We start from the raw sequence: 26,397 nt of genomic DNA, 5'->3' as shown, positions 1-26,397 counted from the left end.
TCTCCCACCTGCTGGTGTTCGTGCGCGACTCACTCGCCCGTCGGCTACTGCACCGACCAGCCGCCATCGGAGGCCAGGACGACGCCGTTCACGTTCGCGGAGTCGTCGCTGAGCAGCCAGGTGATCGACGCGGCTATCGTGTCGGCCTCGACCACCGGCGGGATGAGGGTGAAGAACGGCGCGAGGCGCTTGCGCGCGAAGTCGCTCGACATCGTCCCTTCGATCCCCGTGGCGGTGGGGCCGGGAGCGACAGCGTTGGTACGGATACCGGAGGGACCGTAGAGGAAAGCCGAGCTCTTCGTGATGCCCACGACCGCGTGCTTGGACGCTGTGTAGGCGGTGCCGGCCGCGTTACCGCGTAGCGACGCCTCCGACGCAACGTTCACGATCGCCCCGCGACCGGCCTCGAGCATCGCCGGCAGCACGGCGCGGCTGAGCGCGAACGTGCCGTCGACGTTCACCGAGAACACGCGACTCCAGAGGGCGTCCTCCGTCTCGTGTAGCGGCGTCATGCCGTCCATGATTCCGGCGATGTTCGCCAGCGCATCGATCTGCGCGCCGGCCGCGGCGACGATCGACGCGACCCCCTCAGCCGACGTGATGTCGGCGGCGACGGCGACGACGGAGCCTTCCGGGGAGGCGGCAGCGAGGGCTTCGATGCCGGTCGGTACGACATCGACGGCGATCACTCGTCCGCCCTCGCGGAGGATGCGGCGGGCCGTTGCACGTCCGATGCCGGATCCTGCGCCCGTGACGATCACGGTCTTCCCGGTGAAGCGCCCGACTGCGCTCTCCGGCGCGTCGTCGGTCTCCTCCCGCGGGATCACCCCGCCGTTCGCCTGCTCCACCATGGCGTTCACGAGTTCCTGCGGGAAAGCGTCACCGCCCATCTCGACCATGGCGCGCAGGCTCAGGTGCCGAGCGGGCTGCAACGACTCCTCGGAGTGGCCGGCGTGGGTGAGCAGTTCCCGCAGGATGCGGCCGCCGACCGGGTCGTCGAGCCACTGCTGCAGCGTGTTCTTCGAGGTGAGGGTCATCTCTGTTCTCCAGAAAGGGTGTCGTGGTGATTGTGGAAGATCCCCGCAGTCACAAACCTCGCCTGGAAGGTCCGGTGAGACTGCGGTCGACGGGGTGGTGTGCGGATGAGTGTCAGGCCGAGCGGGACGTTGAGGACTCGAGCAGCCGTGCTACCCAGGAGTCCCGGGCGGCGGCCGCCAGCTCTGCAAGTGGTGTTCCGTGCATCAGTGCTTCCCAGCCGTGGGTCATGCCGGGCCAGACGTGCAGCTCCGCGTCGCCGCCGTCGCGCCACAGTGATGACGCGTAACTCACCACCTCGTCGCGGAACACCTCCGCGCTGCCGACGTCGAGGTAGGTAGGCGGGAGGCCGGTAAGGTCCGTCGCCCGGGCAGGGGCGGCGTAGGCGGAGACATCGTCGGTTCCGCGACGGCCGCCCAGGAGGGATTTCCAGGCGACGGAGTTGCTGCCGCGAGCCCACAGCCCGATCCCGTCGAATTGGCGGGTGGAGACTGTGGCGTCGCGGTCGTCGATCATCGGGCACAGCAGAAGCTGACCCAGGAGAGCCGGTCCGCGTCGGTCTCGGGCGAGGAGCGCCACTCCTGCGGCAAGGCCTCCGCCGGCGCTGGCGCCCGCGATCAGGATCCGGCCCTGATCGATTCCGATGTCGTCTGCGTTCGCTGCGATCCACAGCAGCGCGGCATAGCAGTCCTCGACCGGAGTCGGGTCGGGATGTTCCGGCGCGAGCCTGTACTCGACGGTGGCGACGACGGCGTCGTGCTCGAGCACCCATCCGGCGACGAGGGAGATGCCGGTCATCCGGTCTCCCATCACCATCCCGCCGCCGTGGATGTGCAGGATGCCGGGTCCCGCGCCGGCATGGTTCTTGCGCCGGAGCACCGTGAGGGCGAGCTGCGTGCCGTCTGCGCTCGGGAGGGTGTATTCGCGCTGCTCGAGATCCAGGGCGCTGATGTCTTCGGGCACGCTGTATCCGCGCATCGTCGGGATCGACTCGGAAGTGAGTGGCGCGAAGATCGGAAGATCCGCGAGAGCGTTCAGTCCGGCTTGAACCCGCGGGTCGAACGGTGGCCGCGGGATCGAGCGGGCGTTGCTGTCCTCAGTGACGTGCATGGCTCCTCTTTACTGATGGGGTGTGCGGAAGTGGGGCGCTTACGCGCGCATGCTGGTTCCACCGTCGACGCTGAGGATCTGCCCGGTCGTCCATTCGGAGAGGTCCGACATGAGGAAGGCGACGGTGGCGCCGATGTCGTCCGGTTCGCCGAGACGGTGCGACGGAGTACCGCCGAGGATCTGCTCACGGAACTCTTCCGGGAGGTTGTTCTTGGTCTGCTCGGTGAGGACCATGCCGGGCGCGATGCCGTTCGAGCGGATGCCCTGCTTGCCATAGGCGCGAGAGACGTGACGGGTGAGGGCGCCGATTCCAGCCTTGGTGACGGAGTAGGCGACTTTGTCGGCCATGGCGGGGTAGACCGCTCCGGAGAGGGTGTTCACGACGGAGCCGCCGCCGCCCGCGATCATGTGCGGCAGTGCCGCGCGGAGGGTTCGCAGGTAGCCGGTGAGGTTGATGTCCAGGCTGCGGTTCCACGCCTCCAACTCGATGTCGATGACGGTGGTGTCGCGTGCGACTTCGTCGGGGGCGATGTTCGCGGCGACGTTGAAGAGTCCGTCGATGCGGCCGTATTCGCTGATCGCGAGGTCGATGAGTGCTGCGACGTCGGCGTCGTCCGCGATGTCCACCCGCAGGGCGTTCCCGCGGCCGCCGGCGGTCGTTGCGGCTTCCACGGCGCGTTCCGCGGCGCGGACGTCGATGTCGCCGATGACGACGGTGGCGCCGCTCGCGCCGAGGTAGCGCGCTGCGCTGGTTGCGATGCCGCCGGCTCCGGCGAAGACGATGACCTTGTCGGTGAGGCCTTCCATGGCTGACTCCTACTTCTCGTGGTGCGGGCGACGGGTGGTCGTCCGGATGCAGAACGGGGTGACGCGGTTCACGATGCGTCCAAGTGCGCGCCGCCGGTGCGGGCGACCTCTCCCAGCCACGCCAGGCTGGGCTTGGGGGTTCGGGTGAAGGTGGTGCGGTCGACGGCGATGAGGCCGAAGGTGGGTTCCCAGTGGCCCCACTCGAAGTTGTCCAGCGCGGTCCAGTGCAGGTACCCGCGCACGTCGATGCCGTCATCGATGGCGGCGAAGAGGTGCTGCAGCGCCTCGGTCGTGTAGGCGATGCGTCGCGTGTCGTCGTCGGTGGCGATGCCGTTCTCCGTGATGAGGATCGGCACTCCCCCGGTGATGTCCCACGCGTGGCGGACCGCGATGCCGAGCGCGTCGGGACGGTACGCGGTGCCGACGAGGGTGTTGTCCGGGTGCGGCGGGTGCGGGACGAGCCCGTCCTCGTTGACCTCCTGCGTGGAGTAGGCCTGGACGCCGAGGAAGTCGTCCCCGCGGGAGGCCTCGAGGAACACGTCCTCCCGGGCGTACCGTTCCGAGCGGAGTCGTTCCTCGGAGGCGGGGTCGGCGGCGGACAGTGCGAGGCCTGCGATGGTCCAGCCGACCTTGGCGTTCGTGCGTTCTCGCACGATTGCGCGGGCGGCGTGGTGCGCGTCGATAAGGCGTCGGGTGCCCTCGGGAAGCGGAAGCGGGAGCGTGAATCCGCCTTCGGGCTGAACGGTGGGTGTGTCCATCGCCGGGATGGAATCGCTGTTGATGGAGCCGGCCATCAGCATCATGAACGCGAACATGTTCGGTTCGTTGATGGTGCAGACCCACTCGACGCCGTCGAGGATGTCGCAGACCCGCGAGATGTAGGCAGCGAAGCGTTCCAGGGCGGTGTCACCCAGCCATCCGCCTTCCTCGATGAACCAGCGGGGGCTGGAGAAGTGGTGCAGGGTGACGATGGGGGTCAGCCCGAGGTGGAGAGCGGTATCGATCATCCGGCGGTAGTGCGCGAGCTCGGCGAGGGAGAACTGGCCCGGGAGGGGTTCCACGCGCGCCCATTCGACGCCGAAGCGGTAGGCGGTGAGTCCAGCTTCTGCGAGCAGTCGCATGTCCTCTTCGTAGCGGTGGTAGCTGTCGACGGCGTCGCCACTGGGCGCGAACATCGGCAAGCGCTGTTCGTAGACCCACCAGTCGCTGTTGTCGTTGTTTCCTTCGATCTGGTGGGGGGCGCTCGATGCTCCCCAGAGGAACGAGTCGGGCTGTGTGGTCATCGGAAGTCCTTCGTCGGGGTGGCAGTTGTGAGGAGCGGTGCGTCAGCGTGAGACGTGGCCGCCGGGACGGTGCTGGTGGGCACGATGCTCGTACCGGTCCCGCGGCGAAGCGGCGGCGGCGCAGGAGACGGAGCCGGTCGGGACGTTCTCGAGCCTGGGTACAGAGCGGCGGGCGCTCAGCCCCGGGGGGCGGTCGTGTAGGTGAACGACTGGAGCAGCGTCTGGCCGATGAGTGGCTCTACGCCGATGACTCGTCCGGTGAAGCCGCCCGCGACCTCGGTGGAGAGGTAGCGGCCGTCGAATTCGCCGAAGACGTGCTCGCCGGTCGAGTCGGACGCGGCGAGCTCGATGAGGTCGGGTTCCATCGAGACACCGTGAGGGAGGACCTGGGGCGGCTTCGCGCTGATGCGCAGAGCAGGCGTATCGCCTGCCGCGGGTGTCCAGCGGCCGACGAGGTGTTCGAACGGGCCGATGGTGACCGTGGCGGTGACGATTTCCCCGTCGTAGAGCAGCCCGTACCAGTGCCGGTCGTCCAGGCGCAGCGAGAACCGGGCTGTGCCGTCCTCGACCCAGAGGCGGGTGGTTGCGGTCCACACGGCGTCGGTGGTGCGGGTGCACAGCAGTGCACGGCCCTGGTCCGGGTCGGCCTCGAGGAGGAGACCTCCGTCTTCGGTGGGGCGGCTGAAGGAGGAGGGGAAGCGTCCGACTCCGAGCCAGCGCTGATCGAGCACTTCGCTGTCGAACCGATCCTCGAACGAGCGGTCGATGGCGGGGACGGTGAAGCGGTCCTCGTCGAAGACGGGCCATCCGTTCACCCAGTCGATGCCCGCGAGGAAGGTTTCGCGGCCGTTGACGTGGAAGCCCGGGGTCTGGCCGCGAGGGCGGACTCCGAGGTGCACGGCGGCCCAGCTTCCGTCGGGAAGCTCCACGAGGTCGGCGTGACCGACGTTCTGCACGGGGTGGGGCAGGCTGCGATGGCTGAGGATCGGGTTCACGGGGGCCGGCTCGTACGGGCCGTCGATGGTTTGGGCTCGGGCGATGGTGACCGTGTGTCCGCGTTCTGTGCCTCCCTCGGCGAGCAGGAGGTACCACCAGTCGTCTTTGCGGTAGAGGTGCGGGCCTTCGGGGAAGGAGAGACCGCTTCCTTCCCAGAGCTGGCGAGGCGGGGCGAGGAGGGTGCCGGTGCTCGTGTCCACGGGAGCGGATTGGATGCCGGGGTGCTCGGAGTCGAGGGAGCACCAGGTGACGTGGGCGGTCCCGTCCTCGTCCCAGACGATGTCGGGGTCGATTCCGATCGCTTCGGGGATGTGGACCGGCTCGGACCAGGGGCCGGCTGGGTCTTCTGCGTGGAGGAGGAAGTGGCCGCGCCTGAGGGGGATGTCGTTGACGTTGGTGCCGATGAGCCAGAACTGGCCGTCGTGGTGGCGGAGGGTGGGGGCGAAGATGCCGGCGCTTCCGTAGCCGCGATGCTCGGCGATCTGCTCGGGTCGGGTGAGTGCGTTGCCGATCTGGGTCCAGGTGGTGAGGTCGGTGCTGCGATGCACCGGGATGCCGGGGAGGTATTCGAAGCTGGAGGTCGCGAGGTAGTAGGTGTCGTCGACGCGGCAGATGGTCGGGTCGGGGAAGAATCCGGGGATGATCGGATCGGTGGTCATGACTGCTCCTTCGTGCCGAGCACTGCAGTGCCGGCGTGCTCGGGCGGGAGGTCGGTGAGCGCCTCCACGGTGATGGTCGCGCTGCCGTGCTGATCAGAGGCGACGCTGAGGGTGATGAGGCCGGGTTCACCGGTTCCGCGGAGGATGGCGAGGGCTCGGCCGCGGTAGGTGCTGTGCTCGTCGTCGACGAAGCTCTCGCGTGTGGACGGGGCCGCGCTGGCCAGGCTGATCAGCGAGGCCGGTCCTGTGACGGTGACGCGGACGCGATCTTCAGCGACGGTGTCGACGGTGCCGTCGTGGTCGGCGAGCTCGATCCACACGAAGCACAGGTCGTCGGCTCCGGTGATCTGCGTCGACTCGGGCCGGAGGGTGAGCTGGGGTGCTGCGGCGGAGCGGAGTGTGCTGCGTCCGATCTCCGCGCCGTTCCGGTAGGCGATCGCGGTCAGCTCGCCCGGCTCGTACGGTGTGCTGAATTTCGTGAGGAACCCGGTCTTGGCACCGCTGCGGCGCCGACCGAGGGATCGGCCGTTCAGCTGCAGCTCGACCGTGTCGCCCGCGGAGTACACCTCGATCTCTGCTTTTCCGGTCAGGTCACCCCAGGACCAGGAGGACACGGCGTCGGTGAAGAGCCATGGTGTCTTGTTGGGGCGCTGACCGGTGCGGTCGAGGGGGCGGACTGCGATGCCGGGGCGATCGGTGATTCCCCAGACCGCTTGGATCAGGTGGGCGGGCGCTCCGGGTTGTCCGGTGATGTCGAAGACTCCGCAGCCGGCGAGGATGCCGGGGTGCGGTTTGGCGATGCCTCCGGGTTCGGAGCCGTAGCTCCAGTAGCCCAGTCCGACCTCGCCGAGGTAGTCCCATCCGGTCCAGCTGAAGTCGCCGATCACTCCGGGGATCGAGGTGACGCGCTTCCAGATCGCGGGGAGGTCGCCGACCATGGATTCGGTGCCGAGGATGACCCGGTCGGGGGCGCGTCGACGGGCGCCCTTGTAGCTGGCGTAGCCGTAGTTGTAGCCGGCGATGTCGACGACGTCGAATACGTCCCGGGTCGCCCGGTCGGCGGCGGGGATCATGGAGGCGAGGACCATCAGGCGCCCCATCTTCGCGGTCAGCTGATTGGCGACCGTGCTGGTCGCCGGTGAGCGTTCCGGAGGCCCGCCCTCACTGGCGTCTGTGGCTTTCGCCGCCATCATCGCCAGCAGCGGGTTGACGGCGATGGTCGTCGGCCGAGTCGGGTCGAGCTGCTGGAAGCGCTGGTGGAGTTCTTGCGCAGTCTTCACACCTGCCGGGGTCGCCGATTCGGCGATCTCGTTGCCGATGGAATACAGGATGACGCAGGGCCGATTGCGGTCTTCCGCGATCATCGCGGCGACGTCGTCGGGCCAATCCTCATGGAAGCGCGGCGACTCGTCGTGCGGTGTCTTCTTGCGGAACCAGATGTCACTGAGCTCGTCCATGACATAGAGCCCGATCTCATCGCAGGCGTCGAGGAACGCCCGGGAGAGAGGGTTGTGGGCGCTGCGGATCGCGTTGAACCCGGCGTCCTTCAGCAGCCGTGCTCGACGTGTCTCGGCGCCGTCGAAGGTCGCGGCCCCGAGGGGTCCGTTGTCGTGATGGACGGCGGTTCCGCGCAGCAGCACCCGCTGTCCGTTGATGCGGAGCCCGTGCTGCGCGTCGACCTCGATCGTCCGCAGTCCCGTGCGGACGGTGCGTTCGTCCTCGATTCCGCCATCGAGTGCGACCAAGCGAGTGCGCACCGTGTACAGGTGCGGATGCTCGGCGGACCACGGTCGGGCCGAAGGCACGTGCAGTTCCAGATCGACGCTCGCGCCCTCGACCGGGTGCGAGGTGCGGGCGAGGATCCGACCGTCGTCCTCGAGCTCTACCTCGACCGAGGCGAGATCGACGTTATCCCCCTGAATGGCGATGTGGACATCGACGACGGCGGCGGAGGGGGCGGCTGCTCCGATGCTTCGTGTGTGGACTCGGACGCCGTCCGAGGCGATCCGGGTCACAGCGGCGCTGGTCAACCAGACGGGTCGGTAGATACCCGAACCCGTGTACCAGCGACTGTTGGGCGTCTTGGAGTTGTCGACGCTCACCTCGATGAGCACCTTCTCGTCGGGGGTCAGGTCCTTCAGTGGAAGGGTGAACTTCCGGTACGGGCTGCTATTGCGGCCGATCTCGGTCCCGTTGAGGGACACGATGGTCGCGCCGTAGACGCCTTCGAAGCTGAGCGAATACTCGAGCACGTCAGCGTCGACGGGGACGGTCCAGGTCTTCCGGTAGAGGTAGGTGCCGCCGGGGAAGAACCCGCCGTGGTTTCCGGTGCCACCGGTCTCGGTGCGGGGCTCCGCAATCATCGCGTGTGAGGGAGACGGACGGGGACGCCGGTGGTGTCCCCGTTGCGGTGGAAGGTCCAGCCGTCGGTGAAGAGGGTGGTGGTCATGGTGATGCTCCAGGTCAGTGGTCAGGCGTGATCGAAGCGGCGGCTCAGCGGACGCCCTTGACCTTCCACTGGACGATGACACCGGCGACGATCGTGAACCCTGCGGCGACGAGGAAGAGGAGGCCGTAGTTCTTCTCGTCGCCGCTCACGCCGATGAGGATGAGGGGTGCGGCGAGCAGTGGCGCCACGGCCTGCGCGATCGAGGTCGAGTAGCCGTTGATGCCGAGGAAGCGTCCGGCGTTGGTGTCCCTCTCGGGCAGCACGTTGAGTACGAGCGCCTGGTCGACGGAGGAGAAGACGCCGAGCGCGAGTCCGGTGAGGCACGAGCCGGTGAGGAGGATCGCGAGATCGCTGCCGCCCAGGGCGAGGATGACCGCGCCGATCGTGTAGACGATGCCCGAGCCCAGCACGAAGATCCTGCGGCGCTTGAGCTTGTCGGAGAGGAAGCCTCCCAGAAGAGCTCCGGCGCCGGTGACGACGATGCTGACCAGCGACAGGCCGACGATGATGCCGCCGATGTCGGCGACCTGCCCTCCCGCGCTGAGTCGGGACGCGAAGAACAGGGAGGTGAACGTTGAAGAGAACGTGACGCCCGTCATGAACAGCAGGCGAGCGAGCCAGTTCCAGGCGAAGTCCGGGTAGCGGCGCGGATCGAAGACGAGGCTGCCGAACACCTTGCCCACGGTGAGGTGGTCCTCGAAGACGGCGTCTCGCGTGTCGCGCTCGCGGATGAAGACGACCCAGGCGAGAAGCGCCAGCAGTCCGACGGCGCCCGGGACGAGGAAGACGAGGAAATTGTTGCCGATGAAGGCGCTGGCAAGCCCGACGCCGGCGACCGGAGCGACCATCTGAACGAACCCGGTCAGCCCGGCGACGCGGCCGTACTGCGACTCGGGCAGACGGTCCGCCTGGGACTGGATCAGCGAGTTCATGCTGCTGCTCCACCCGGCGGAGGTGATGGTCCACCCGATGAGCAGGACCGGGATGCTCGGCGCCTGCGCGATGATCACCAGCCCGACGAAGCCGAGGAGAGCCGACCCGATCGCGAAGGGGCGCCGGCGTCCGAAGCGGGATCGGGTGCGGTCGCTCCAGATGCCCACGAGAGGGCCCGTGATGGTCGTCACGACTGCTGCGATGCCGATGACGTAGCCGAGCACTTCGACGTTGGACGGGGCGAGCTCCTGAATGCGGAGAGAGAGGGAGAGCCCGATCGGCGCGACCAGAGCGACGTACGCGCCGAACATCGCGAGAAGCAGGAACGAGATGTACTTCCGCGGAACGGGAGTCCGGATGGTACCGGTGGGCGTGCTCTCAGCCTGGGTGTCCGCGGCGAGAGCCTGCTGGGCCGGCGAGGTCGACGCGCCTGGTGCGGCCGACGCGAGGGGGTTGTCCGACATCATGACTCCTTCGTCATCCGGCACGGGCGCCGGAACAGATCTTCGAGGTGGGGTTTACCACGTGATAACGGAGTGAAGCACGATGTTTATCACGTGTCAACAGCAGGATGATGTGGTTAGACTCGCCACCAACGACGGGAGCATCGATGGCTGTGACGAGTGCGGACGTAGCGCGACGCGCTGGTCTCTCGCGAGCAACGGTGAGTCAGGTCCTGAACGGCTACACCGACCGTTTCGCGGCCGAGACGACCGAACGTGTGCTCCGCGCTGCCAAAGAACTCGACTACGAGCCCTCCGCCGTCGGTCGGATGCTCCGGACGGGCTCCAGCGACTTCGTCATCGCGCTCATCCCCAACACGACCTTCGGCGGCAATCTCCAGGACATCTTCGACACCGTCACCGCCCTCCTGGCGGATCACGGGCTGAGTCTCGTCCTGCACCTCTCTACGCAGTCCCCCGGTGCACTCGATCGGATCCTGAGCGGCATCCGACCGCGCGCCGTCCTCTCCCTCCAGCCGTTCACCCCCGACGAGCGCCGCATCCTCGCAGAAAGGAAAGTCCCGGCCTTCGATCCGACGATCGATGGCGACACGAACTACGACATCGGACGGCTGCAGGCCGAGTACCTCATCGGTCGGGGCTACCAGAGGCTCGCTTTCGCGCATCTGCACGATCAGCGCTCCGACCCCTACGGCTCCGGGCGCGAGAGGGCAGTGACCGACGCGTGCGCCGCAGCCGGCCTACCCGTGCCCGAGAGCCTCGGAGTCGCCATCGATCAGCCGTCCGCGGACGCCGCTCTCGCAACGCTTCAGCCCGGAACCGGCGTGATCTGCTACAACGACGACGTCGCCATCGCGTTGATGACCGCAGCTGCACGACGGGGATGGCGGGTGCCCGACGACGTCGGACTCATCGGCATGGACGACACTCCCCTGGCTCAAGTGATGAACCCCCGCCTGACGACCGTGGGATACAGCCTCGCCGCAGCCGCTCACCAGACCACGGAAACAGCCCTGCTCGCGATCGGCCAGGAAGTCACCGCGTCGCCCACGGACATCGGCCTGCGCATCGTCCACGGCGACTCCTGCTGACCCGCCCGCTCCGCTAGCCGACCCTCGCCGACCAAGCCGAACCGCCGCGTCGTGCGGCAGAAATCTTTGGCGCGCCATCTTTCGCACTCGAGGTGCGGCCCCGATTCGGGGACCCACCGCAGTTCGACGTGCCTTCACGTCCTCGGCTTCACCGGGGACCGACCATCACCAAGGAAAGAGAGAACACATGGGAAAGCTCGACGGCAAGACGGTCATCCTCACCGGAGCCTCCTCCGGCCTCGGCAAGCAGCAGGCGATCCGCATCGCCGAAGAAGGAGCGAACCTCGCGATCTGCGCCCGCACCCAGAGCAAGCTCGACGAAACCCGCGCGCTCTGCGAGCAGGCCGGCGCCACCGTCCTCGCCATGCCGGTCGACATCACCGACTACGACGCCCTCGTCGCCTTCGTCGACGCGACCGCCGAGACGTTCGGCACGATCGACGCTCTCGTGAACAACGCGCATACCGTCACCACGCCCGCTCCGTTCCTCGAGAAGACGATCGAGGACCTCGACATCGAGATGCGCAGCTCGGTCTACGCCTACTGGCACCTGATGAAGCTCTGCTTCCCGCACATGAAGGACCACGAAGGCGCGGGCGCCTCCATCATCAACTTCGCCTCCGAAGTCGGCATCACGGGAGAAGCCCTGTACGCGCCCTACGCTGCATCGAAAGAGGCAGTCCGCGCACTCTCGCGCGTGGTCGCTCGCGAATGGGGCGTACACAACATCCGGGTCAACACCATCTGCCCCAACGGTCTAACCGACAACATCGCCCAGGGCATCGACTGGATGCCCACCGAAACCCGCGAGCACATCGAACGGCTCTTCGTCGCCAACCCCTTCGGACGCCCCGGCGACCCCTACTCCGACGTCGCCCCCGTCACCGTGTTCCTCGCCTCTGACGACAGCCGCTGGCTGACCGGGCAGAACCTCAACGCCGCAGGCGGAGGACTCATCACCGCGTAGCGAATCCGATGGTGCGCCCAGACCACCTCGACAGTCCGCCCCCGCGACGAATGTCGACGAAGGAGCGGTTGAGGTGGCCTGGGCGTACGTACTCTCCTCGCTGTTACCGCCGTGGAAACTCGATGCCAGATGCCCGTTGATGGAGCAGAGGTGGCGGGGCCAGGTGAAATCGATAGGTCTAGAAGATCTGTCTGACGACCAATAATCGAGATTATGTCAGTTCGGGTCGACGTGAGATGAGCTGGACTTCGCTCTGAATCGAAGGAGCCGTCCCCGTCGAGGCCGCGCTCGATCGTCGGAAGGCGGGTCAGCCGCCGACGGGCCACTGCACGGGGACCGCCAGTCGTCTCCGCTCGGGCGCTGCGTCACGACGCGATAGCCGGTCGATCAGGAGATCGGCTGCCTCCCGCCCGAGCTGCTCGCCGTCGACATCGACCGCGGGCACCCCGACCAGACCGAGTGCGTCGACGATCGAGCGCTCCGAGCTCACGACGAGCCCCTCCGGCATCCCGCCAGAGGACAGCAGCGCGTACTGCACGCCGAGGCCGAGTGCGGTCGCGTAGGGCACGACGGCTGTCGCTCCGGAGTCTCGCACCGCCGCCGCGGTGCCCACTCCCGCTGCGAACGTGGCCGGGAACGGGCCCAGCACGGTCAGCTCCACTCCCCCGCGCCGAGCCGCCTCGCGGACCGCGGCCGCGCGCTGCCGGTCCTGCCATGACCCGTCCGGCCCGCCGATGTAGAGCACGCGCTCGTGGCCGTCGGCCGCGAAGCGCTCGACGAGCGCGCCGAACGCCGAGGCGGTGTCGGCGACGACAGAGGCGATCCCGTCGACCTCGCGGTCGACCAGTACCTTCGGCTTGTGCGATCCCGCTGAGAGCAGCAGCTCGTCACCGCCGCGCGGCGCGACCACGATGAAGCCGTCGACCTGCCGCGAGAGTCGGTCGAACGCTCCGAGCTCGCGCACCGCCTCGAGGGGATGCACAGCCACCGTGAGCTGCAGGCCGTCCTCGTCGGCGCGGCGTTGCGCACCGCCGATGATCGGGGTGAAGAACGCGTTGTCGAGCGTGGGCACGACCAGGGCGACGACGCCGGTGCGGCCGCGGGCCAGTTGGCGGGCCGCCGAGTTCGGGATGAATCCCAGTTTCGCCGCGGCGCTGAGCACGCGGGCTGCCGTCTCGGGCGAGACGACCTCGGGTCGCGACAGGGTGCGCGACGCGGTCGCCTTGGACACCCCGGCGAGAGCGGCGACATCGGCGAGCGTGGCCACGTGCTCCCCTTTCACTCTCCCCTGATCATAGGGGTATCCCTGCAACCGCTCACATCCGGTGCTGTCGATGGCCCCCGGCCCCGAAACACAGTGTTTACATGCACGAATCGAAGTGGGTGGCTTCGCCGGTCTACTCTCGATGCAACCGGTTACATCCACTCCGCGGCCTCACTGACGCCGCCCGACGCGTCCGATCGGAGGTACTCGTGAGGTCGAGGACCGCTCCCCTCCTGCTCCTGCCCGGGCTGGGCTTCCTGCTGCTCTTCTTCGTCGTCCCCTCGCTGGTGATGCTCTTCGCCCCTCCCGGCACGGGTCCCCTCGAGGTGATCGCCCGCGTCGGCGAGATGCTCACCGACCCCTACGAGCTGCGCATCATCGGCCGCACGGTCGGCATCGGGCTCGTGGTCACGCTGATCTGCGTCGTCCTCGGCTTCCCGATCGCCTACCTGCTGGCGCGCTCCTCATCGCGCTGGTCCGGCGTCCTGCTGGCCCTCGCGATCTTCCCGCTGCTGCTCAGCAACGTCGTGCGCACCTTCGGCTGGCTCGTGGTACTCGGCTCGAACGGCGCGATCGGTCAGCTGCTCGTGGGCCTGGGGGTCGTGTCCGAGGCGCCGCAGCTGCTCTACACGGAGCTCGCGATCGTGCTGGGCCTGACGCAGCTCTTCCTGCCGCTCGCGATCATCTCCTGCTACTCCGCCGTCTCCCAGGTCGACGCCGGCCTCGACGACGCCGCCCGCGGGCTCGGAGCGAGCCCCACCCGCACCTTCTGGGACGTGGTCGTCCCGCTCGCGCTGCCCGGCGTGGTCGTCGCCGCGACGCTGGTCTTCGCCGGCTCCGTCACCGCCTACACCACGCCCTACCTACTCGGAGGGTCGAGCCAGCGGATGCTGAGCACCCAGCTGTTCTCCTACTCCAGCGTCACGATCGACTGGGCCGGCGCCTCCGCCACGGCGATCGTCATGACGGTCCTGGTCTTCCTGGTCTCCGGACTCTCCTCCCTCGTCGCCCGGAAGGGAGCCGTCTCATGAGGACCCGCCGCCCCGTCGCCGCGTCGCTCGCGGTCGCCGGCTACGTGATCATGATCGTGCCGATCCTGTTCGTCGTCGCCACGGCCTTCACCGCCGGCTCGACGCTCCGCTTCCCGCCGGAGGGCTTCTCGTTCCGCTGGTTCGGCGAGGCGCTCTCGTACGACCCGTTCCTGGAGTCGCTGGCGACCAGCGCGCAGCTCGCAGTGCTCTCGACGGCGATCGCCCTGCTGATCGGCATCCCCGCCACCCTGGCGATCTACCGGGGCCGCATCCCCGGGCGCTCGCTGATCGAGGGTCTCTTCCTCTCGCCGCTGATCGTGCCCGAGCTCGTGGTCGGCCTGGCGCTGTTCCAGCAGCTCGTCGTCACGCTCGACGTCGACAACGCGGCCGTGCTGCTGATCGGGCACACGGCGCTCCTGCTCCCCTACGCGGTCCGCGTGACCGGCGCCTCGCTCGCCACCAGCGACCCCGCGCTCGAGGAGGCCGCGCGAGGACTAGGTGCTGGTCCTCTGCGCACCTTCTTCACCGTGACGCTCCCGATCCTGCGCCCCGGCGTCTTCTCTGCCGCGCTGCTCGGATTCGTGACCTCGTTCAACAACGTCCCGCTGTCGCTGCTCCTGCAGAGCCGCGACGCCAGGACCCTGCCCGTCACGATGCTCGACTACGTCCAGCAGAGCTACGACCCCATGGTCGCGGCCACGTCCACCCTCATCCTCGCGGCGACCGTCGTCATCGCGATCATCGCCGAGCGCAGCGTCGGCTTCGCCCAGATCTTCGGAGGCATCAACCGATGAGCGCAGCAGCGGAATTCGTCGACGTCAGTCAGGTCTTCGGTGACTTCACCGCGGTCGACGGCATCGACCTGGCGATCCCGGCCGGGAAGCTGACCACCCTCCTCGGGCCCAGCGGATGCGGCAAGACCACGTCGCTGCGGATGCTCGCGGGCTACTCCACGCCGACCTCCGGCCGGATCCTGATCGACGGCGTCGACAGCACCCGGCTCGCCCCCGAGAAGCGCGGGCTGGGCATGGTGTTCCAGTCGTACGCGCTGTTCCCGCACCTCAGCGTCGCCGACAACGTGGGCTACGGCCTCAAGCTGCGCGGCCTCGGACGCGCCGAGCGAGCGCAGCGGGTGACCGAGAGCCTCGAGATGGTCGGGCTCGCGCATCTCGCGGCCAGCCGGCCGCGGCGGCTCTCGGGCGGTCAGCAGCAGCGCGTGGCCCTCGCCCGCGCCATCGCGATCCGCCCGCGGCTTCTCCTGCTCGACGAACCGCTCTCGAACCTCGATGCGCGGCTCCGCGTCCAGATGCGCTCCGAGATCCGCCGCATCCAGTCCGAGACGGGCCTGACCGTCGTTCTGGTCACCCACGACCAGGACGAGGCGCTCGAGATGAGCGACGAGATGGTGCTCATGCGCGCCGGGCGCATCATGCAGCAGGGCGGTCCGGCCGCAGTCTTCGGCGCTCCGGCCAACCGCTTCGTCGCCGACTTCCTCGGCTACGAGAACTTCCTCGGCCTCGCCGACGGATCGCTCGCGACCGTGCGGCCGGAGCACCTCGCGGTGACGAGCGGCGCGGCCACCGGCTCGTCCGCCTTGTCGCTGCCCGCGGTCGTCGTCGATGTCGCGTACCGAGGGGTCGACGTGCTCGTGACGGTCGAGGCGACGGACCCCTCCGGCGACCGGGTGCGGCTCGTGTCGGACGTGCGCGCCGACTCCGCCGCACGTGTCGCGCCCGGTGACCCCGTGATCGTCTCGGCCGCGGCGTCGCAGATGGTAGCCATCGCCCGCGACTGAGCGCGGGTCCTTCCGCCCCCGCCCCTTCTCCGAAGCCTCCGCTCCCCCGCAGCTCCCCTCCCCAGATCCCCTCGAAAGGAACCGCCATGTCCCGCATCACTCCCCGGCGCGCCATCAGCCTCACCGCCGGCGCCGTCATCGGCGCACTCGCTCTCGCCGGCTGCTCCGGCGGCTCCGACTCCGGCAGCGCGGAGGGCGCCTCCGACACCCTCGTCGTCAGCACCTTCCCCTTCGGGGTCGAGCAGTTCCAGGAGGCGGTCATCGACCCCTTCACCGAGGCGACCGGCATCGAGGTCGAGGTCGAGACCGGCTCCAACTCCGACCGGCTGTCGCAGCTGCAGCTCGCCGGCGGCGACGACCCCGGAGTCGACGTGATGCTCATCAGCGACTACTACGCCGCGCTCGGCCAGGAGGACGACCTCTTCGATCAGGTCGACGCAGACGCCGTCCCCGCCATCGCCGACATCGCCGACTTCGCGAAGGAGGACGTCTACCTCGGCCCGGCCTACAGCTACCAGCTCAACGGCACGCTCTACTCCACCGACGCCTTCTCGGCCGAGCAGGCCGCCGACTGGGAGCTCTACGGCGACACCGCGAACGCCGGCCGCGTCGCGCTGCCCGACATCTCGGTCACCGCGGGCCAGCTGATGATCAGCGGAGTCGCGGCCACCTACGGCGACGGCCCCTACGACATCGACACGGCGCTCGACACCCTCTCCGGCTGGGCGCCCGGCGTGCTGCAGTTCTACAGCTCCTCCACCGAGGTCACCAACCTGCTGACCCAGGGCGAGATCACCGCCGCCGACGCCCTCAGCGGTTTCGCCACCGACCTCGTCGCCTCGGGCGAGCCGATCGGCTGGACCCCGCCCGCCACCGGCCGCTACATGGCGACCAACCGCGCGATGATCCCCGCTGGAGCCGCGAACACCGACGCCGCGGAGCAGTTCATCGACTACCTGCTCTCCGTCGAAGCGCAGACCTCCTCCGCCGAGATCGTGGGCGACCTGCCGGTGAACCTCGCCGCTCAGGTCCCGGAGTCGATCACCGCCGTCGTCGGCGACATCGCCGCCGACCCCACCGCCGCCGGCTACGAGACCCTCGACCCCACCGAGCTCGTCCCCACCCGCTCCGACTGGGTCGACCGCTTCGCCCGCGAGGTCACCGCCCAGTAGGCAGTGCGTCCGGGCGCGGCCGCCGCGTCGCGCCCGGACACCCTCCCTCCCCGCACCACCCGCACCACCCGGAGAGATCGCCATGAGCACCGAGACCGCCGCCACGACCGCCTCCGTCCCCGACGAGTGGATCCGTCGGATCCCCAAGGTCGATCTGCACTGCCACCTGATCGGCACCGTGCGCGCGAGCACGTTCGCCGAGCTCGCCCGCCGGGAGGGCCTCGCGCTGCCATCAGACCCGGAGCGGATCTTCGCGGACATCAACTCCCTCCCGCCCGACCCGGCGCTCTACCGCGACACCGTCGTCCCGGTGCCGCAGGACCGCTCGGCGGGCGAGCCCGACGTCTCCTACTCCCTCTTCCAGGTCTCGGAGTGGGTCGTGCAGGTGCTCCGCTCCGCGGAGGATCTGACGAGGATCGTCTACGAGGCCTTCGAGGACGCGCACCACCGCAGCGGCACGCGCCACCTCGAGCTCTTCTTCGACGGCGTGCCCGAGCACCTCGCGGGGCTCGGGTACCGCGGCAGCATCGAGGCCTACGCCGACGGCATCCGCGCCGCCGAGCGCGACTTCGGCATGACCGGGCGGATGATCGCCGGCATCGACCGCAGCCGCAGCGGGGAGGAAGCCCTCGCCCTCGTGCAGCAGGTCGTCGACTCCCCGCACGAATACGTCGCCGGCATCGGCCTCGACAACCTCGAGACCGCCGGCCCGCCCGAGCGCTTCGCCGAGGCGTACGCGCTCGCCGGCCGGGCGGGACTGGGCCGCACCGCGCACTCCTCCGAGCACGCGCCCACCGCCGCGAACACGATCACCTGCCTGGACCTGCTGGGCTGCGACCGCATCGACCACGGCTACTTCGTGCTCGAAGATCCGGCGGTCGTCGAGCGGATGCGCGAGGACGGCGTGGTCTTCACCGTCGCGTCGACCACCTCCCGCCGCTCCTGGCGCCCGTGGCGCCGCGCCTCCATCCGCGCGATGCTCGACGCCGGTCTGCGGGTCACCCCCTGCTCGGACGACCCGGGCATGTTCCCGACCACCCTCGTCGACGAGTACCGCATCGCCGCCGGTCCGATCGGGGCGACGCCCGCCCAACTGCGCGCGATGGCACTGACGGGAGTCGACGCGTCGTGGCTGCCGGCGGCGGAGAAGGCCCGACTGCGCGAGGACTTCACGACCGAACTCGACGCTCTCGCCGCGGAGTTCGGTCTCGAGCCGACGGATGCACGTGCCCGGGACGCTTCCGAGAACGACATCACGAGTCCGGAGGGACCCTGACGGCTGGGCGGCGCGGTCGGCGGACGGGAGCCGTGCGGCGCACACCGAGCACGCCCTCGCGATCACAGAGGCCGGACCACTCGTGCCGACCGCGTGACGTGCGGGCCGGTGTCTCGCTCGTCCTGAGCAGTCGGGGAACGGCGAATGCCCTGCCGAGGACGGCAGGGCATTCGATGGCGCGGGCTTACGGGCGGATCAGCACCTTGAGGGCTTCGCGGGAGTCCATCAGGCGATAGGCCTCCGCGATCTCCGCGAGCGGCATCTCCCGGTCGAACACGCGTCCGGGCTCGATGGTTCCGTCCAGGACCTGCGGGAGGACCTGCTCGATGTATGCGCGGACGGTGGCGGGGCCGCCGGTGAGCGTGGCGTTCTTGCCGAAGAGCGACAGGAAGCCGACGGCCGCGTCCTCGTACTGCGGGACGCCGACGCGGCTGATGGTGCCTCCGGGGCGGACGACCCGGTAGGCCTGCTCGTAGGCAGGCATGTGGCCGACGGCCTCGAGGACGACGTGCGACCCCTCGCCATCGGTGATCTCCATCACCTTCGCCACTCCCTCGTCGCCGCGCTCAGCGACGACGTGGGTGGCACCGAACTCGCGACCGAGATCGGTGCGGGCCGTGTGCCGGCCCATCAGGATGATCCTCTCGGCGCCGAGCTGCTTCGCCGCGAGGACCGCGGACAGACCGACGGCGCCGTCACCGATGACCGTGACGGTCTTGCCGGGCCCGACGTCGCCGCGCAGGGCTGCGTGATAGCCGGTGAGGTAGACGTCGGACAGCGTCAGCAGGCTCGGCATGAGCGACTCGTCGGTGCCCGCCGGGATCACGACGGCGGTGCCGTCGGCCTGCGGGACGATGAGCTTCTCCGCCTGGGTCGCGGAGGGGGCTCCGTCGAAGAACCCGCCGTGGACGCAGGAGGTGGTGATGCCGTCGCGGCAGAAGGGACAGGTTCCGTCCGACCAGGCGAAGGGCACGATGACGGTGTCGCCGACGGAGAGGGTCGTGACGTCGTCGCCGATCTGCTCCACCACTCCGATGGCCTCGTGGCCCATTCGGCGGCCCTCGGGAGTGTCGCCGAGGTCGTGGTAGGGGTGGAGGTCGGAGCCGCAGACACAGGCGTAGGTCACTCGGATCAGGGCCTCGGTCGGCTGCTGGATGACGGGGTCCGGGACCTCTTCGACGCGGACGTCGCCGGCGCCGTACATGACAGTGGCTTTCATGGTGTTCCTTTCGGGAGGGGGGTCAGTCGGTGACGCGCTCGTAGGGCGTGGCCTGGCGCGAGTTCGTCGTCATGTGAAGCTCCTGCTCTGCTGGATCGCCGGGTGTCGCATCAGCGCGCGTCGAGGTGGTCGACGGTGAACGCGGTCCGGCGGCCGTAGAAGGTGATGATGAGGGCGACAGCGCCGAGGACTGCCATGAGGGCCGCCAGGACCAGTGCGGGAAGGGCCTCCAGGAGAAGAGCGCCGATGATGCCCGCCGCGAAGATCGCGAGGTTGAACGCGACGGGCAGGAACGAGTTCGCGATGTCGGAGTTCTCGCGCCCGGAGCGGCTGAGTGCCGACTGCAGTTGCGCGGAGGCGCCGCCGAAGCCGATGCCCCACAGCACGCCGGCCAGCAGGACGGCGGCGGGTGCGCCGCGGCCCACGAGCAGGATCAGACCGGCGAGGACGAACACCGCGAGGCTCGAGTGCAGCAGCGCCCGCGGGAAGCGGTCGATGGTCGCGGCGGTGATCGCGACGCCGAGGATCGAGGAGACGCCGTAGACGAGGAGCACGAGGTCGGGTCGGAGTCCTGATCCGCCCTCGCGCAGGAACGGCGCGATGTAGGTGTAGATGGTGTTGTGCGCGAGCATCCAGACGAGGATCGTCAGGCAGACGATCGCCACTCCTGGCATGGCGAAGACGCGCGCCAGCGGGAGGCTTCCGGCTGCGGCTCGCGGCTGGCCTGGGGTGTCGGGGACGAAGAGGGCGATCAGGACGAACGCGAGCAGCGCGAGAATGCTCAGACCGCCGAACGACCAGCGCCAGTCGAGGGCCGTGCCGAGCCACGCTCCGAGTGGCGTGCCGAGCGCGAAGCCGACCGGGGCGCCGACCGACACGATGGACAGAGCCAGGCCCGCTCTGCGGGGCGGGCTGATCCGGCGGCCGTACGCGGCGAGCATCCCCCAGATGATCCCGGTGAATGCTCCGGCGACGAATCGTGAGACGAGGGAGACCGCGACGTCGCTGGAGAGCGCGGTGACGGTGTTCGCGACGATCAGGCAGGCGATGCTCCCGAGGAGCAGCGGCTTGCGGCGGAATCCTCGGGTGAGGCTGATCGCGGGGATGGTGACGATGACGGTGACGATGACGGTGCCGAGCGCCCAGACGCTGATGAACTGTCCGACGACTCCTTCGCTGGTGTCCATTCCGTCAGCGATGATCGGCAGCAGGCCCGCCGGCATCGTCTCGGCGGCGACGAGGAGGAAGCCCGTCATGGCGAGCAGAGCGAGCGCGAACCAGGGCATCGTCCGCGGTTCGACGCGCTCGCTCCCGTCGGGGAGGCGTACGGGCGCAGTGGAGGTCATGAGGTCCTTCGAGGGTTCGTGCCGGCGGATGAGGCCGTACCCACCGTGAGGCGGGGAGAGGAGAAAGGAAGAGGAGTCAGCTCGCGGAGCCGGCGGTGAGGCGCGCGATGTCCTCGGTGGCGGCCCAGGTCGCGAGCATCCGGAGCTTCTCGTCGGAGGCGCTTCCGGGAACGGCGGGGTAGACCGTCATCGAGTGACCAGGGTCGTCCTGCAGCTCGCTCACCTGGAAGGTGAGCTCCAAGAGCCCGACGACCGGATGCTCGAACTGCTTGAGACCGCTGTAGTGACGCCGGACGTTGTGCTCGGCCCACCGGGTCCGGAAGTCGTCGCTGCGCATCGACAGCTCGCCGATGAGAGCGGCGAGTTGCGCGTCGTGGGGGTTGCGGCCGGCGTCGCGGCGGAGGATCGCGACGTTCACGTCGGCCGCGCGCTCCCAGTCGGGGTAGAAGGTGTGCGCGCGGGGGTCGAAGAAGATGAACCGGGAGTGGTTCGCCGGCCGCGCGGTGTTGCGGTACATCTCCGAGTAGAGGGCGAAGCCGAGCGCGTTGGCGGCGACGAGATCCATCCGTGTGTTCGACACGAAGGCGGGCGCGCCCGTGATCGCGTCGAGCAGGTACTGCACCTCCGGCCGCACGGTCGCGACGGTGCGGGACCGCCTCGTGCGGACTCCGGCCTCGTTCGCGGTCCGCGCCAGATCGCAGAGGTGATCGTGCTCGGCACGGTCCAGGTGCAGCGCCCTGGCGATCGCATCGAGGACGGAGTCGGACACGCCGGCCAGGTTCCCGCGCTCCAGGCGGGTGTAGTAGTCGACGCTCACGCCCGCCAGCCGTGCAGCCTCGTCGCGACGGAGGCCTGCCACCCGGCGGCGGCCGCCGCCCGGCTCGACCCCGGCCTGCTCCGGGGTGAGGCGCCCCCGACGTGATGTCAGGAACTCGCGTACCTCTGCTCGGTGATCCATGCTCGCAACGGTAGGAGGGGCTGATGTCGCCGTGAAGGGTTCTGTCAGAACCTCCCTCGTAGCGCGGGGCCGCCGGAGTCGGCCGCCGAGCACCGGCGCGGAGGATCGAGGCGAGGAGCGGAGGCGCCGGCACCGGTAGCCTCGCGGCATGACCTTCGCGAACGTCGGCACCCTGGGAGCCGCACCCGGCAGACGCGACGAGCTCGTCGCCCTCCTCATCGAGCACAACGACGCCCTCGTCGACGCCGGCTGCCTGGCCTACGAGGTCGGCGTCGACGACGAGCAGCCGGACACCGTCTTCGTCGTCGAACTGTGGGAGAGCGCCGAGGCGCACCGGGCCTCGCTGGCCCTCCCGCAGGTCCAGGCCGCGATCGAGCGGGCGCGCCCGCTGCTCAGCGGCGCCTTCGGCGGCCACCGCTTCGACGTCGTGGGCTCTCCTCTCCGCAGCTGACCTCCGGCGCCGTCCTCGGCGCTGACCGCCGGGGTCGACCTCCGGGGCCGACCTCCGGGGCCTGCCTCCGAGGCCTGCCTCCGGGGCCGACCTCCGCCGAGGGCTCGATTCGGGCTGCGCGGACGTCTCCCCCGTGCGTCGACGCCGTCGGTGATCGCGCGTCCGTCCCTCCGCCCGCTGATTCCGATCACGCCACCCCGCCACCCGAGAGCAGAGCGCCATGATCAGCACCTTCCTCGTCGAGCACGCCGCGCTCGTGCCGATCGGCTTCTGGATCGCGGTCGCGCTGGTCACGGCGCTCACCTGGCTGCTGCACCGGCGCGGCGCGAGGAGGACCCTCCTCGTCCTCGCCGCGGTGGCCTTCCTCGCGGGCATCGCGCTGACGATGTACCCGCCGGACGGCACGCCGCTGATCTTCTGCACCGTGCAGTTCTCGTTGCCGTTCGACGGCATCGACACCCTCGCGAACATCGCCCTCCTGTTCCCCGGGACCCTGCTGCTCGCGGTCGCGGTCGGCCGCCGCGTGCTCGTCGCCGCCGCTGTCTCCGGCCTGTCCGCCCTGATCGAGCTGGTCCAGGCGAGCGTCCCGGCGATCGGCCGCTCCTGCGACACGAACGACTGGTTCATGAACACCATCGGCGCCGTCCTCGGCGCGCTCCTCGCCGCCGTGATCCTCGCGGTCGAGAACCGGCGGGCCGGTCGCCGCGTGTCGCGCTGACGCCGCCTCCTGTCGCGTCGCGCTCGACGTCTCGACGTCGGGTCAGTGCGGTGGGCGCAGCGACTCGGCCGGGCTCAGAGCCGTGTCGGCGGTGCAGCCGAGCTCGCCCGGCTGGAGCAGCACCGGGGCCACGACGACGCGGGTGACGGCGCCCGCCTCGCGCTTGACGAGGACGCAGTCCTCGGCGTGCCCCATCGCCACTCCGACGTCCGTGCCCCGCAGCGCGACCGTCGGCTGCGCGGCCACCTCCCGAGGTCCCGTCGGAGTCGCCAGACGGTCGCTGATCGCGGCGGTGATGTCCTCGATCGTGCCCGGGTCCTCGGGCAGCGCGGTCAGCACCTCGACCGCGGCCTCCTCCGCGTTCGCGGCCGGCACGACGACCTCGCGCGTGTCGGGCGGCGCAGTGACGCTCGGGGTCGACGCGTCGCACTCGACGTCCTGCACGCCGGTCGTGGTGCCGAAGACGGTGACGCCGTCGACGCTGTGCCGGCCGTAGAAGTCGAACTCGATCCGGAAGCAGTAGGACTCGCCGTCGACGCCGACCGTGCGCGTGGTGAGGGCGCCGAACGCATCGTCGAGCTCGGGCGCGTCGAAGGACTCGATCCCGACGAGGTCGGCGCCCTCGGCGGCGGCCTCCCTCGCGACCTCGTCGATGTCGTCGGGCCGGTCGGTGCCGATCCGATCCGCCAGCGCGGCGGCACTCTCGCGCGCGGTCGTCTCGGCGACCTCCGTGGTCGCGTTCCCGGGGCCGGAGGGAGTCGGGGCGCAGCCGGTGAGCAGTGCCGTGGCCGCGAGGCCCGCCACAAGCGGCACGGTGCGAGAGCTGCGCGTCACGATCGATCCTCCCCGGTGGCGAGCGGTACCGGCGAGCCTAGACGGGCTTGCGTCTCCCCCGCCGTCTAGTGTCGGCAGCGATGGGGGCACGCCGCCCCCGCTGAGGGGATCACATGTCTTCGCTCTCGCGCGCCGCCGTCCGGCGCACGCTCGCACTCGCCGCCGCCGTCCTGGTCGCCGCCTCCGCACTCGCCACTCCCGCGTCCGCCGCCGATCAGGGGCCCACGGGCACGATCACCGGGCGGGTCCTGCTCGAGGGGACGCCCGACACGCCTGCCGCCGCCGGCACGGAGGTGCTCCTGCGCCCGACCAGCACCAGCGAGGTGAAGCCGCTCGTCGTCGCGACGACGGACGCCGCCGGCGCCTTCGAGGCCGCCGTCGTGCCCGACGAGACCTACACGGTCAGCGCGCTCGTCGAGGACGGCCTCCACGTCCAGCGCAACCTCGGCTCGGACCGACCTAACGCCTCGGGCACCGTCTTCTCCGTGAGCGCCGGCAGGACCCTCGCCCTGCCCGAGTACGTGCTCCCGCTGGGAGCCACGATCAGCGGCCACGTCGACACCGACGACGGGGTCTCCGTCCCCGTCACCGCCTTCAACCGGCCGCCGTACGGCAGCTACGTCGAGACCCGTACGGACGCGAACGGCGACTACACGATCCGCGGCCTCGACCTCGACTTCTACACCGTCTCCTTCGACGACCGCACCGGCGACCCGAAGGAGTGGTGGCCCAACAGCCCGACCCAGGACGGCGCCGCGCGCATCGTCATCACCAGCCTCGACCAGGCCGTCACCGGCATCGACGCGGACCTCCGCACGGCGCGCGCGAACCCGCTCGACTCCGCCCCCTGCCTCGACCGCTCGACGCTGACCGTCGCGAAGGCCACCGCGGCCGTCCGCGCGTACCTGCGCTCCCACGACCTGGACGCCCTGAAGACCCTCACGCGCGCCGATGTGAAGCAGTACCTCGCCCGCTGCGCCTGAGCACGACCCACCCGAGAAGCGGCCGCCCTCGCTCCGCGGCGCCACGACGGTGTCGAGCCCTGGTCGGGACGACGCTGCCGCCGGAGCCGGCGTCCGCCGGGCGGAGCATCGCCGACAGGCCGCAGAGGGTCGCGCGCGCAGGCGCGTGAGGGAGCCCCGGCTGAAGCTACTGAGCCGTGAGCCCTGCGGCGGGCGAGCTCCACAGCGGGCCACCGAATGCCGCTCCTCCTGCGGGCAGGTCGATCCGTGTTCGCAGCGCCTCGCCATACCCTGCGAGCCGGAGTATGGCGCGGGGATGGAGGAGATCCGAGAGCCGCGGTTGTGGATCATGACGGTCCTCGCGCTCGGCAGAACCCACGGGTACGGGATCATCGCTGCGGCGCGGGAATTGTCAGACGGCGCGATGGTCCTGAAGATCCCGACCCTGTACTCGGCACTCGACCGCCTCGAGCGGCAGGGGCTCATCGCCGCCGACGGCGATGAGGAGGTCGACGGCCGAAGGCGCCGGTACTTCCGCCTGACCGATGCCGGCGAAGCACGTCTCGCGGCCGACGCGGAACGTCTCGCGCAGATGGAGCGGGCCGCCTCGAATGCTATGCACCGACTCGGACGGAGCGCCACGGCGTGAGCTCCTCCGCTGCGGACTACCGCCGAGCCCTTCGCTGGTACCCCGCCGCCTGGCGCGAGAGGAACGGCGAGAGTGCGGTGAGCGCGTACCTCGACCGCGACGACGCGATGGGGGTATCGGGCCCCACCCGCTCCGACCGGGCAGGTCTTGCGAGAGCCGGGATGATCGAGACCTTCGTGGCCGCGATCCGGCGACGAAGGCTGGGCACCACCCTCATCGGGGCCCTCTTCCTGCTCGCCACCTGGTCATTGACGGCCGTCGCCCTCGAATACGGCGAGCGGGCGCTCTTCGTCCTGATCACCGGAGTCGTGAACTTCGATTCGCGACCCTCGACCGGTCCGGTGCTGATCGTCACCACGCTCGTCGCACTCGCCTGGCTGTCCGCGGCCGGCGTCGCCCTGTTCCGTGGCCGGCCGCTGTCGGCTGCTGCGATCGCACTCTGCGGGCTGGCCTCCGCGGGCACGCTCGGTCTCTTCTGGTGGTCCGGACCGTTCACAGCGTTCCAATACCGGGTGTATCCGGTCCACCTGATCCTGCTCAGCTCCGTGGCGTCATCCGCACCCATCATCGCCACCGCGGCCGCCGTCCGCGCCGGGATCCTCGAAAGCCGAGCGCTCGGGTTCGTCGGCGCGGGTGCTGCAGCACAGGTCCTCGGCATCTGGGGCCTCTCCCCCATGGATCCACCGTGGACCATCGCCGGAGTACTCGTCTCAGTCGCCCTCATGATCCTGACGCCCGCGGCGATCGCCGTCGTCGGCACGAGCTTCGTGTTCCTGAGTGCGACGGATCGATCCCGACCGCGGAGTCTCGATCGAGCCGACCAGCTTTCACGCCTGTGAATCGTCCGCTCAGAGAGCTCTTCAGCACGCTGTGCAGTGCACGTCTTCGAGGTGATGCCGAGGTCTCGAGTCGGGCCTTCCGCGTCCCG

At 69.6% G+C, this 26,397-nt stretch carries 24 protein-coding genes; 12 read left to right on the top strand and 12 right to left on the bottom strand.

Translation table 11 applies throughout. The features are described 5' to 3' along the window. Positions 1-44: 44 nt before the first annotated feature. From EDF36_RS12755 to EDF36_RS12725, 7 genes are all read right to left on the bottom strand, one after another. On the bottom strand, positions 45-1,037 hold the full coding sequence (locus EDF36_RS12755) for an SDR family NAD(P)-dependent oxidoreductase (protein ID WP_123733287.1): 993 nt from the start codon (positions 1,035-1,037) through the stop codon (positions 45-47). A 112-nt stretch (positions 1,038-1,149) separates the two neighbouring features. Then, positions 1,150-2,145 (bottom strand): alpha/beta hydrolase, encoded by a 996-nt coding sequence (locus EDF36_RS12750; protein ID WP_123733286.1) that lies wholly within the window; start codon positions 2,143-2,145, stop codon positions 1,150-1,152. A gap of 39 nt (positions 2,146-2,184) precedes the next feature. Next, the gene (locus EDF36_RS12745) at positions 2,185-2,952 is read right to left on the bottom strand and encodes an SDR family NAD(P)-dependent oxidoreductase (RefSeq protein WP_123733285.1); all 768 of its coding nucleotides are present in this window, start codon (positions 2,950-2,952) and stop codon (positions 2,185-2,187) included. A 68-nt stretch (positions 2,953-3,020) separates the two neighbouring features. Then, positions 3,021-4,235 (bottom strand): family 1 glycosylhydrolase, encoded by a 1,215-nt coding sequence (locus EDF36_RS12740; protein ID WP_123733284.1) that lies wholly within the window; start codon positions 4,233-4,235, stop codon positions 3,021-3,023. Between the two features lie 176 nt (positions 4,236-4,411). Beyond that, on the bottom strand, positions 4,412-5,890 hold the full coding sequence (locus tag EDF36_RS12735) for a glycoside hydrolase family 43 protein (RefSeq protein ID WP_123733283.1): 1,479 nt from the start codon (positions 5,888-5,890) through the stop codon (positions 4,412-4,414). After that, positions 5,887-8,253 carry a glycoside hydrolase family 2 TIM barrel-domain containing protein gene (locus EDF36_RS12730; protein ID WP_123733282.1) on the bottom strand — a complete coding sequence of 789 codons (2,367 nt, stop codon included), beginning with the start codon at positions 8,251-8,253 and terminating at the stop codon, positions 5,887-5,889. The genes EDF36_RS12735 and EDF36_RS12730 overlap by 4 nt, the downstream gene beginning before the upstream one ends. A gap of 130 nt (positions 8,254-8,383) precedes the next feature. Beyond that, positions 8,384-9,736 carry an MFS transporter gene (locus tag EDF36_RS12725; RefSeq protein WP_221181650.1) on the bottom strand — a complete coding sequence of 451 codons (1,353 nt, stop codon included), beginning with the start codon at positions 9,734-9,736 and terminating at the stop codon, positions 8,384-8,386. 107 nt (positions 9,737-9,843) lie between these two features. On the opposite strand from EDF36_RS12725, the gene EDF36_RS12720 reads away from it, so the two are divergent. Then, positions 9,844-10,827, top strand: coding sequence for a LacI family DNA-binding transcriptional regulator (locus EDF36_RS12720; protein WP_123733281.1), 984 nt, complete (start codon positions 9,844-9,846; stop codon positions 10,825-10,827). Between the two features lie 187 nt (positions 10,828-11,014). Further along, positions 11,015-11,794, top strand: coding sequence for an SDR family NAD(P)-dependent oxidoreductase (locus tag EDF36_RS12715; protein WP_123733280.1), 780 nt, complete (start codon positions 11,015-11,017; stop codon positions 11,792-11,794). A 307-nt stretch (positions 11,795-12,101) separates the two neighbouring features. Here EDF36_RS12715 and EDF36_RS12710 read toward each other — a convergent pair whose 3' ends face one another. Next, positions 12,102-13,061 (bottom strand): LacI family DNA-binding transcriptional regulator, encoded by a 960-nt coding sequence (locus tag EDF36_RS12710; RefSeq protein ID WP_123733279.1) that lies wholly within the window; start codon positions 13,059-13,061, stop codon positions 12,102-12,104. A gap of 206 nt (positions 13,062-13,267) precedes the next feature. Here EDF36_RS12710 and EDF36_RS12705 point away from each other — a divergent pair, with 206 nt between their 5' ends. From EDF36_RS12705 to EDF36_RS12685, 5 genes are all read left to right on the top strand, one after another. After that, positions 13,268-14,089 (top strand): ABC transporter permease, encoded by an 822-nt coding sequence (locus tag EDF36_RS12705; RefSeq protein ID WP_123733278.1) that lies wholly within the window; start codon positions 13,268-13,270, stop codon positions 14,087-14,089. Next, the gene (locus EDF36_RS12700) at positions 14,086-14,883 is read left to right on the top strand and encodes an ABC transporter permease (RefSeq protein WP_123446479.1); all 798 of its coding nucleotides are present in this window, start codon (positions 14,086-14,088) and stop codon (positions 14,881-14,883) included. The genes EDF36_RS12705 and EDF36_RS12700 overlap by 4 nt, the downstream gene beginning before the upstream one ends. Further along, positions 14,880-15,884 (top strand): ABC transporter ATP-binding protein, encoded by a 1,005-nt coding sequence (locus tag EDF36_RS12695; RefSeq protein WP_123733277.1) that lies wholly within the window; start codon positions 14,880-14,882, stop codon positions 15,882-15,884. Before EDF36_RS12700 ends, EDF36_RS12695 begins: the two co-directional genes overlap by 4 nt. A gap of 86 nt (positions 15,885-15,970) precedes the next feature. Beyond that, positions 15,971-17,056, top strand: a complete 1,086-nt coding sequence (locus EDF36_RS12690; protein ID WP_123733276.1) for a PotD/PotF family extracellular solute-binding protein — start codon at positions 15,971-15,973, stop codon at positions 17,054-17,056. Between the two features lie 82 nt (positions 17,057-17,138). Continuing rightward, on the top strand, positions 17,139-18,332 hold the full coding sequence (locus EDF36_RS12685) for a hypothetical protein (protein ID WP_260300700.1): 1,194 nt from the start codon (positions 17,139-17,141) through the stop codon (positions 18,330-18,332). Between the two features lie 184 nt (positions 18,333-18,516). Here EDF36_RS12685 and EDF36_RS12675 read toward each other — a convergent pair whose 3' ends face one another. The 3 genes from EDF36_RS12675 to EDF36_RS12665 all read right to left on the bottom strand — a co-directional run bounded on the left by EDF36_RS12675 (position 18,517) and on the right by EDF36_RS12665 (position 22,005). Beyond that, a complete protein-coding gene (locus EDF36_RS12675; protein ID WP_185020462.1) occupies positions 18,517-19,551 on the bottom strand; it encodes a zinc-binding dehydrogenase in 1,035 nt (344 codons plus the stop codon). A 110-nt stretch (positions 19,552-19,661) separates the two neighbouring features. Continuing rightward, the gene (locus EDF36_RS12670; protein WP_260300699.1) at positions 19,662-20,897 is read right to left on the bottom strand and encodes an MFS transporter; all 1,236 of its coding nucleotides are present in this window, start codon (positions 20,895-20,897) and stop codon (positions 19,662-19,664) included. A 76-nt stretch (positions 20,898-20,973) separates the two neighbouring features. After that, entirely contained in the window at positions 20,974-22,005 is a 1,032-nt protein-coding gene (locus EDF36_RS12665) for a helix-turn-helix transcriptional regulator (protein WP_397459901.1), read from the bottom strand. On the opposite strand from EDF36_RS12665, the gene EDF36_RS12660 reads away from it, so the two are divergent. Then, positions 22,004-22,306, top strand: coding sequence for a putative quinol monooxygenase (locus EDF36_RS12660; RefSeq protein ID WP_123703889.1), 303 nt, complete (start codon positions 22,004-22,006; stop codon positions 22,304-22,306). The genes EDF36_RS12665 and EDF36_RS12660 overlap by 2 nt on opposite strands. A 220-nt stretch (positions 22,307-22,526) precedes the next feature. After that, complete coding sequence (locus tag EDF36_RS12655; protein WP_123733273.1) at positions 22,527-23,024, top strand: VanZ family protein; 498 nt, start codon at positions 22,527-22,529, stop codon at positions 23,022-23,024. A 42-nt stretch (positions 23,025-23,066) separates the two neighbouring features. Here the strand turns inward: EDF36_RS12655 and EDF36_RS12650 are convergent, their stop codons facing one another. Beyond that, entirely contained in the window at positions 23,067-23,858 is a 792-nt protein-coding gene (locus EDF36_RS12650; protein WP_148060041.1) for a hypothetical protein, read from the bottom strand. A gap of 113 nt (positions 23,859-23,971) precedes the next feature. On the opposite strand from EDF36_RS12650, the gene EDF36_RS12645 reads away from it, so the two are divergent. The 3 genes from EDF36_RS12645 (at position 23,972) to EDF36_RS12635 (ending at position 26,308) form a co-directional block, all read left to right on the top strand. Continuing rightward, positions 23,972-24,841: a carboxypeptidase-like regulatory domain-containing protein gene (locus EDF36_RS12645; protein ID WP_123733271.1), complete on the top strand. Its 870-nt coding sequence runs from the start codon at positions 23,972-23,974 to the stop codon at positions 24,839-24,841. Between the two features lie 295 nt (positions 24,842-25,136). Then, positions 25,137-25,469 carry a PadR family transcriptional regulator gene (locus EDF36_RS12640; protein ID WP_123733270.1) on the top strand — a complete coding sequence of 111 codons (333 nt, stop codon included), beginning with the start codon at positions 25,137-25,139 and terminating at the stop codon, positions 25,467-25,469. Next, positions 25,466-26,308 (top strand): hypothetical protein, encoded by an 843-nt coding sequence (locus EDF36_RS12635; protein ID WP_123733269.1) that lies wholly within the window; start codon positions 25,466-25,468, stop codon positions 26,306-26,308. The genes EDF36_RS12640 and EDF36_RS12635 overlap by 4 nt, the downstream gene beginning before the upstream one ends. The last annotated feature ends 89 nt before the right edge of the window (positions 26,309-26,397 follow it).

The sequence above is a fragment of the Rathayibacter sp. PhB152 genome, assembly GCF_003751395.1.
GTDB lineage: Bacteria > Actinomycetota > Actinomycetes > Actinomycetales > Microbacteriaceae > Rathayibacter > Rathayibacter festucae.
The sequence above is the reverse complement of the archived record's forward strand: the minus strand, read 5'-3'. Positions and strand labels throughout refer to the sequence as shown.

Coding starts and splice junctions, on each gene's coding strand:
- EDF36_RS12755 (WP_123733287.1), bottom strand. CDS start 1,037: ATGACCCTCACCTCGAAGAACACGCTGCAGCAGTGGCTCGACGACCCG.
- EDF36_RS12750 (WP_123733286.1), bottom strand. CDS start 2,145: ATGCACGTCACTGAGGACAGCAACGCCCGCTCGATCCCGCGGCCACCG.
- EDF36_RS12745 (WP_123733285.1), bottom strand. CDS start 2,952: ATGGAAGGCCTCACCGACAAGGTCATCGTCTTCGCCGGAGCCGGCGGC.
- EDF36_RS12740 (WP_123733284.1), bottom strand. CDS start 4,235: ATGACCACACAGCCCGACTCGTTCCTCTGGGGAGCATCGAGCGCCCCC.
- EDF36_RS12735 (WP_123733283.1), bottom strand. CDS start 5,890: ATGACCACCGATCCGATCATCCCCGGATTCTTCCCCGACCCGACCATC.
- EDF36_RS12730 (WP_123733282.1), bottom strand. CDS start 8,253: ATGATTGCGGAGCCCCGCACCGAGACCGGTGGCACCGGAAACCACGGC.
- EDF36_RS12725 (WP_221181650.1), bottom strand. CDS start 9,736: ATGTCGGACAACCCCCTCGCGTCGGCCGCACCAGGCGCGTCGACCTCG.
- EDF36_RS12720 (WP_123733281.1), top strand. CDS start 9,844: ATGATGTGGTTAGACTCGCCACCAACGACGGGAGCATCGATGGCTGTG.
- EDF36_RS12715 (WP_123733280.1), top strand. CDS start 11,015: ATGGGAAAGCTCGACGGCAAGACGGTCATCCTCACCGGAGCCTCCTCC.
- EDF36_RS12700 (WP_123446479.1), top strand. CDS start 14,086: ATGAGGACCCGCCGCCCCGTCGCCGCGTCGCTCGCGGTCGCCGGCTAC.
- EDF36_RS12695 (WP_123733277.1), top strand. CDS start 14,880: ATGAGCGCAGCAGCGGAATTCGTCGACGTCAGTCAGGTCTTCGGTGAC.
- EDF36_RS12690 (WP_123733276.1), top strand. CDS start 15,971: ATGTCCCGCATCACTCCCCGGCGCGCCATCAGCCTCACCGCCGGCGCC.
- EDF36_RS12685 (WP_260300700.1), top strand. CDS start 17,139: ATGAGCACCGAGACCGCCGCCACGACCGCCTCCGTCCCCGACGAGTGG.
- EDF36_RS12675 (WP_185020462.1), bottom strand. CDS start 19,551: ATGAAAGCCACTGTCATGTACGGCGCCGGCGACGTCCGCGTCGAAGAG.
- EDF36_RS12670 (WP_260300699.1), bottom strand. CDS start 20,897: ATGACCTCCACTGCGCCCGTACGCCTCCCCGACGGGAGCGAGCGCGTC.
- EDF36_RS12660 (WP_123703889.1), top strand. CDS start 22,004: ATGACCTTCGCGAACGTCGGCACCCTGGGAGCCGCACCCGGCAGACGC.
- EDF36_RS12665 (WP_397459901.1), bottom strand. CDS start 22,005: ATGCCGCGAGGCTACCGGTGCCGGCGCCTCCGCTCCTCGCCTCGATCC.
- EDF36_RS12655 (WP_123733273.1), top strand. CDS start 22,527: ATGATCAGCACCTTCCTCGTCGAGCACGCCGCGCTCGTGCCGATCGGC.
- EDF36_RS12645 (WP_123733271.1), top strand. CDS start 23,972: ATGTCTTCGCTCTCGCGCGCCGCCGTCCGGCGCACGCTCGCACTCGCC.
- EDF36_RS12640 (WP_123733270.1), top strand. CDS start 25,137: ATGGAGGAGATCCGAGAGCCGCGGTTGTGGATCATGACGGTCCTCGCG.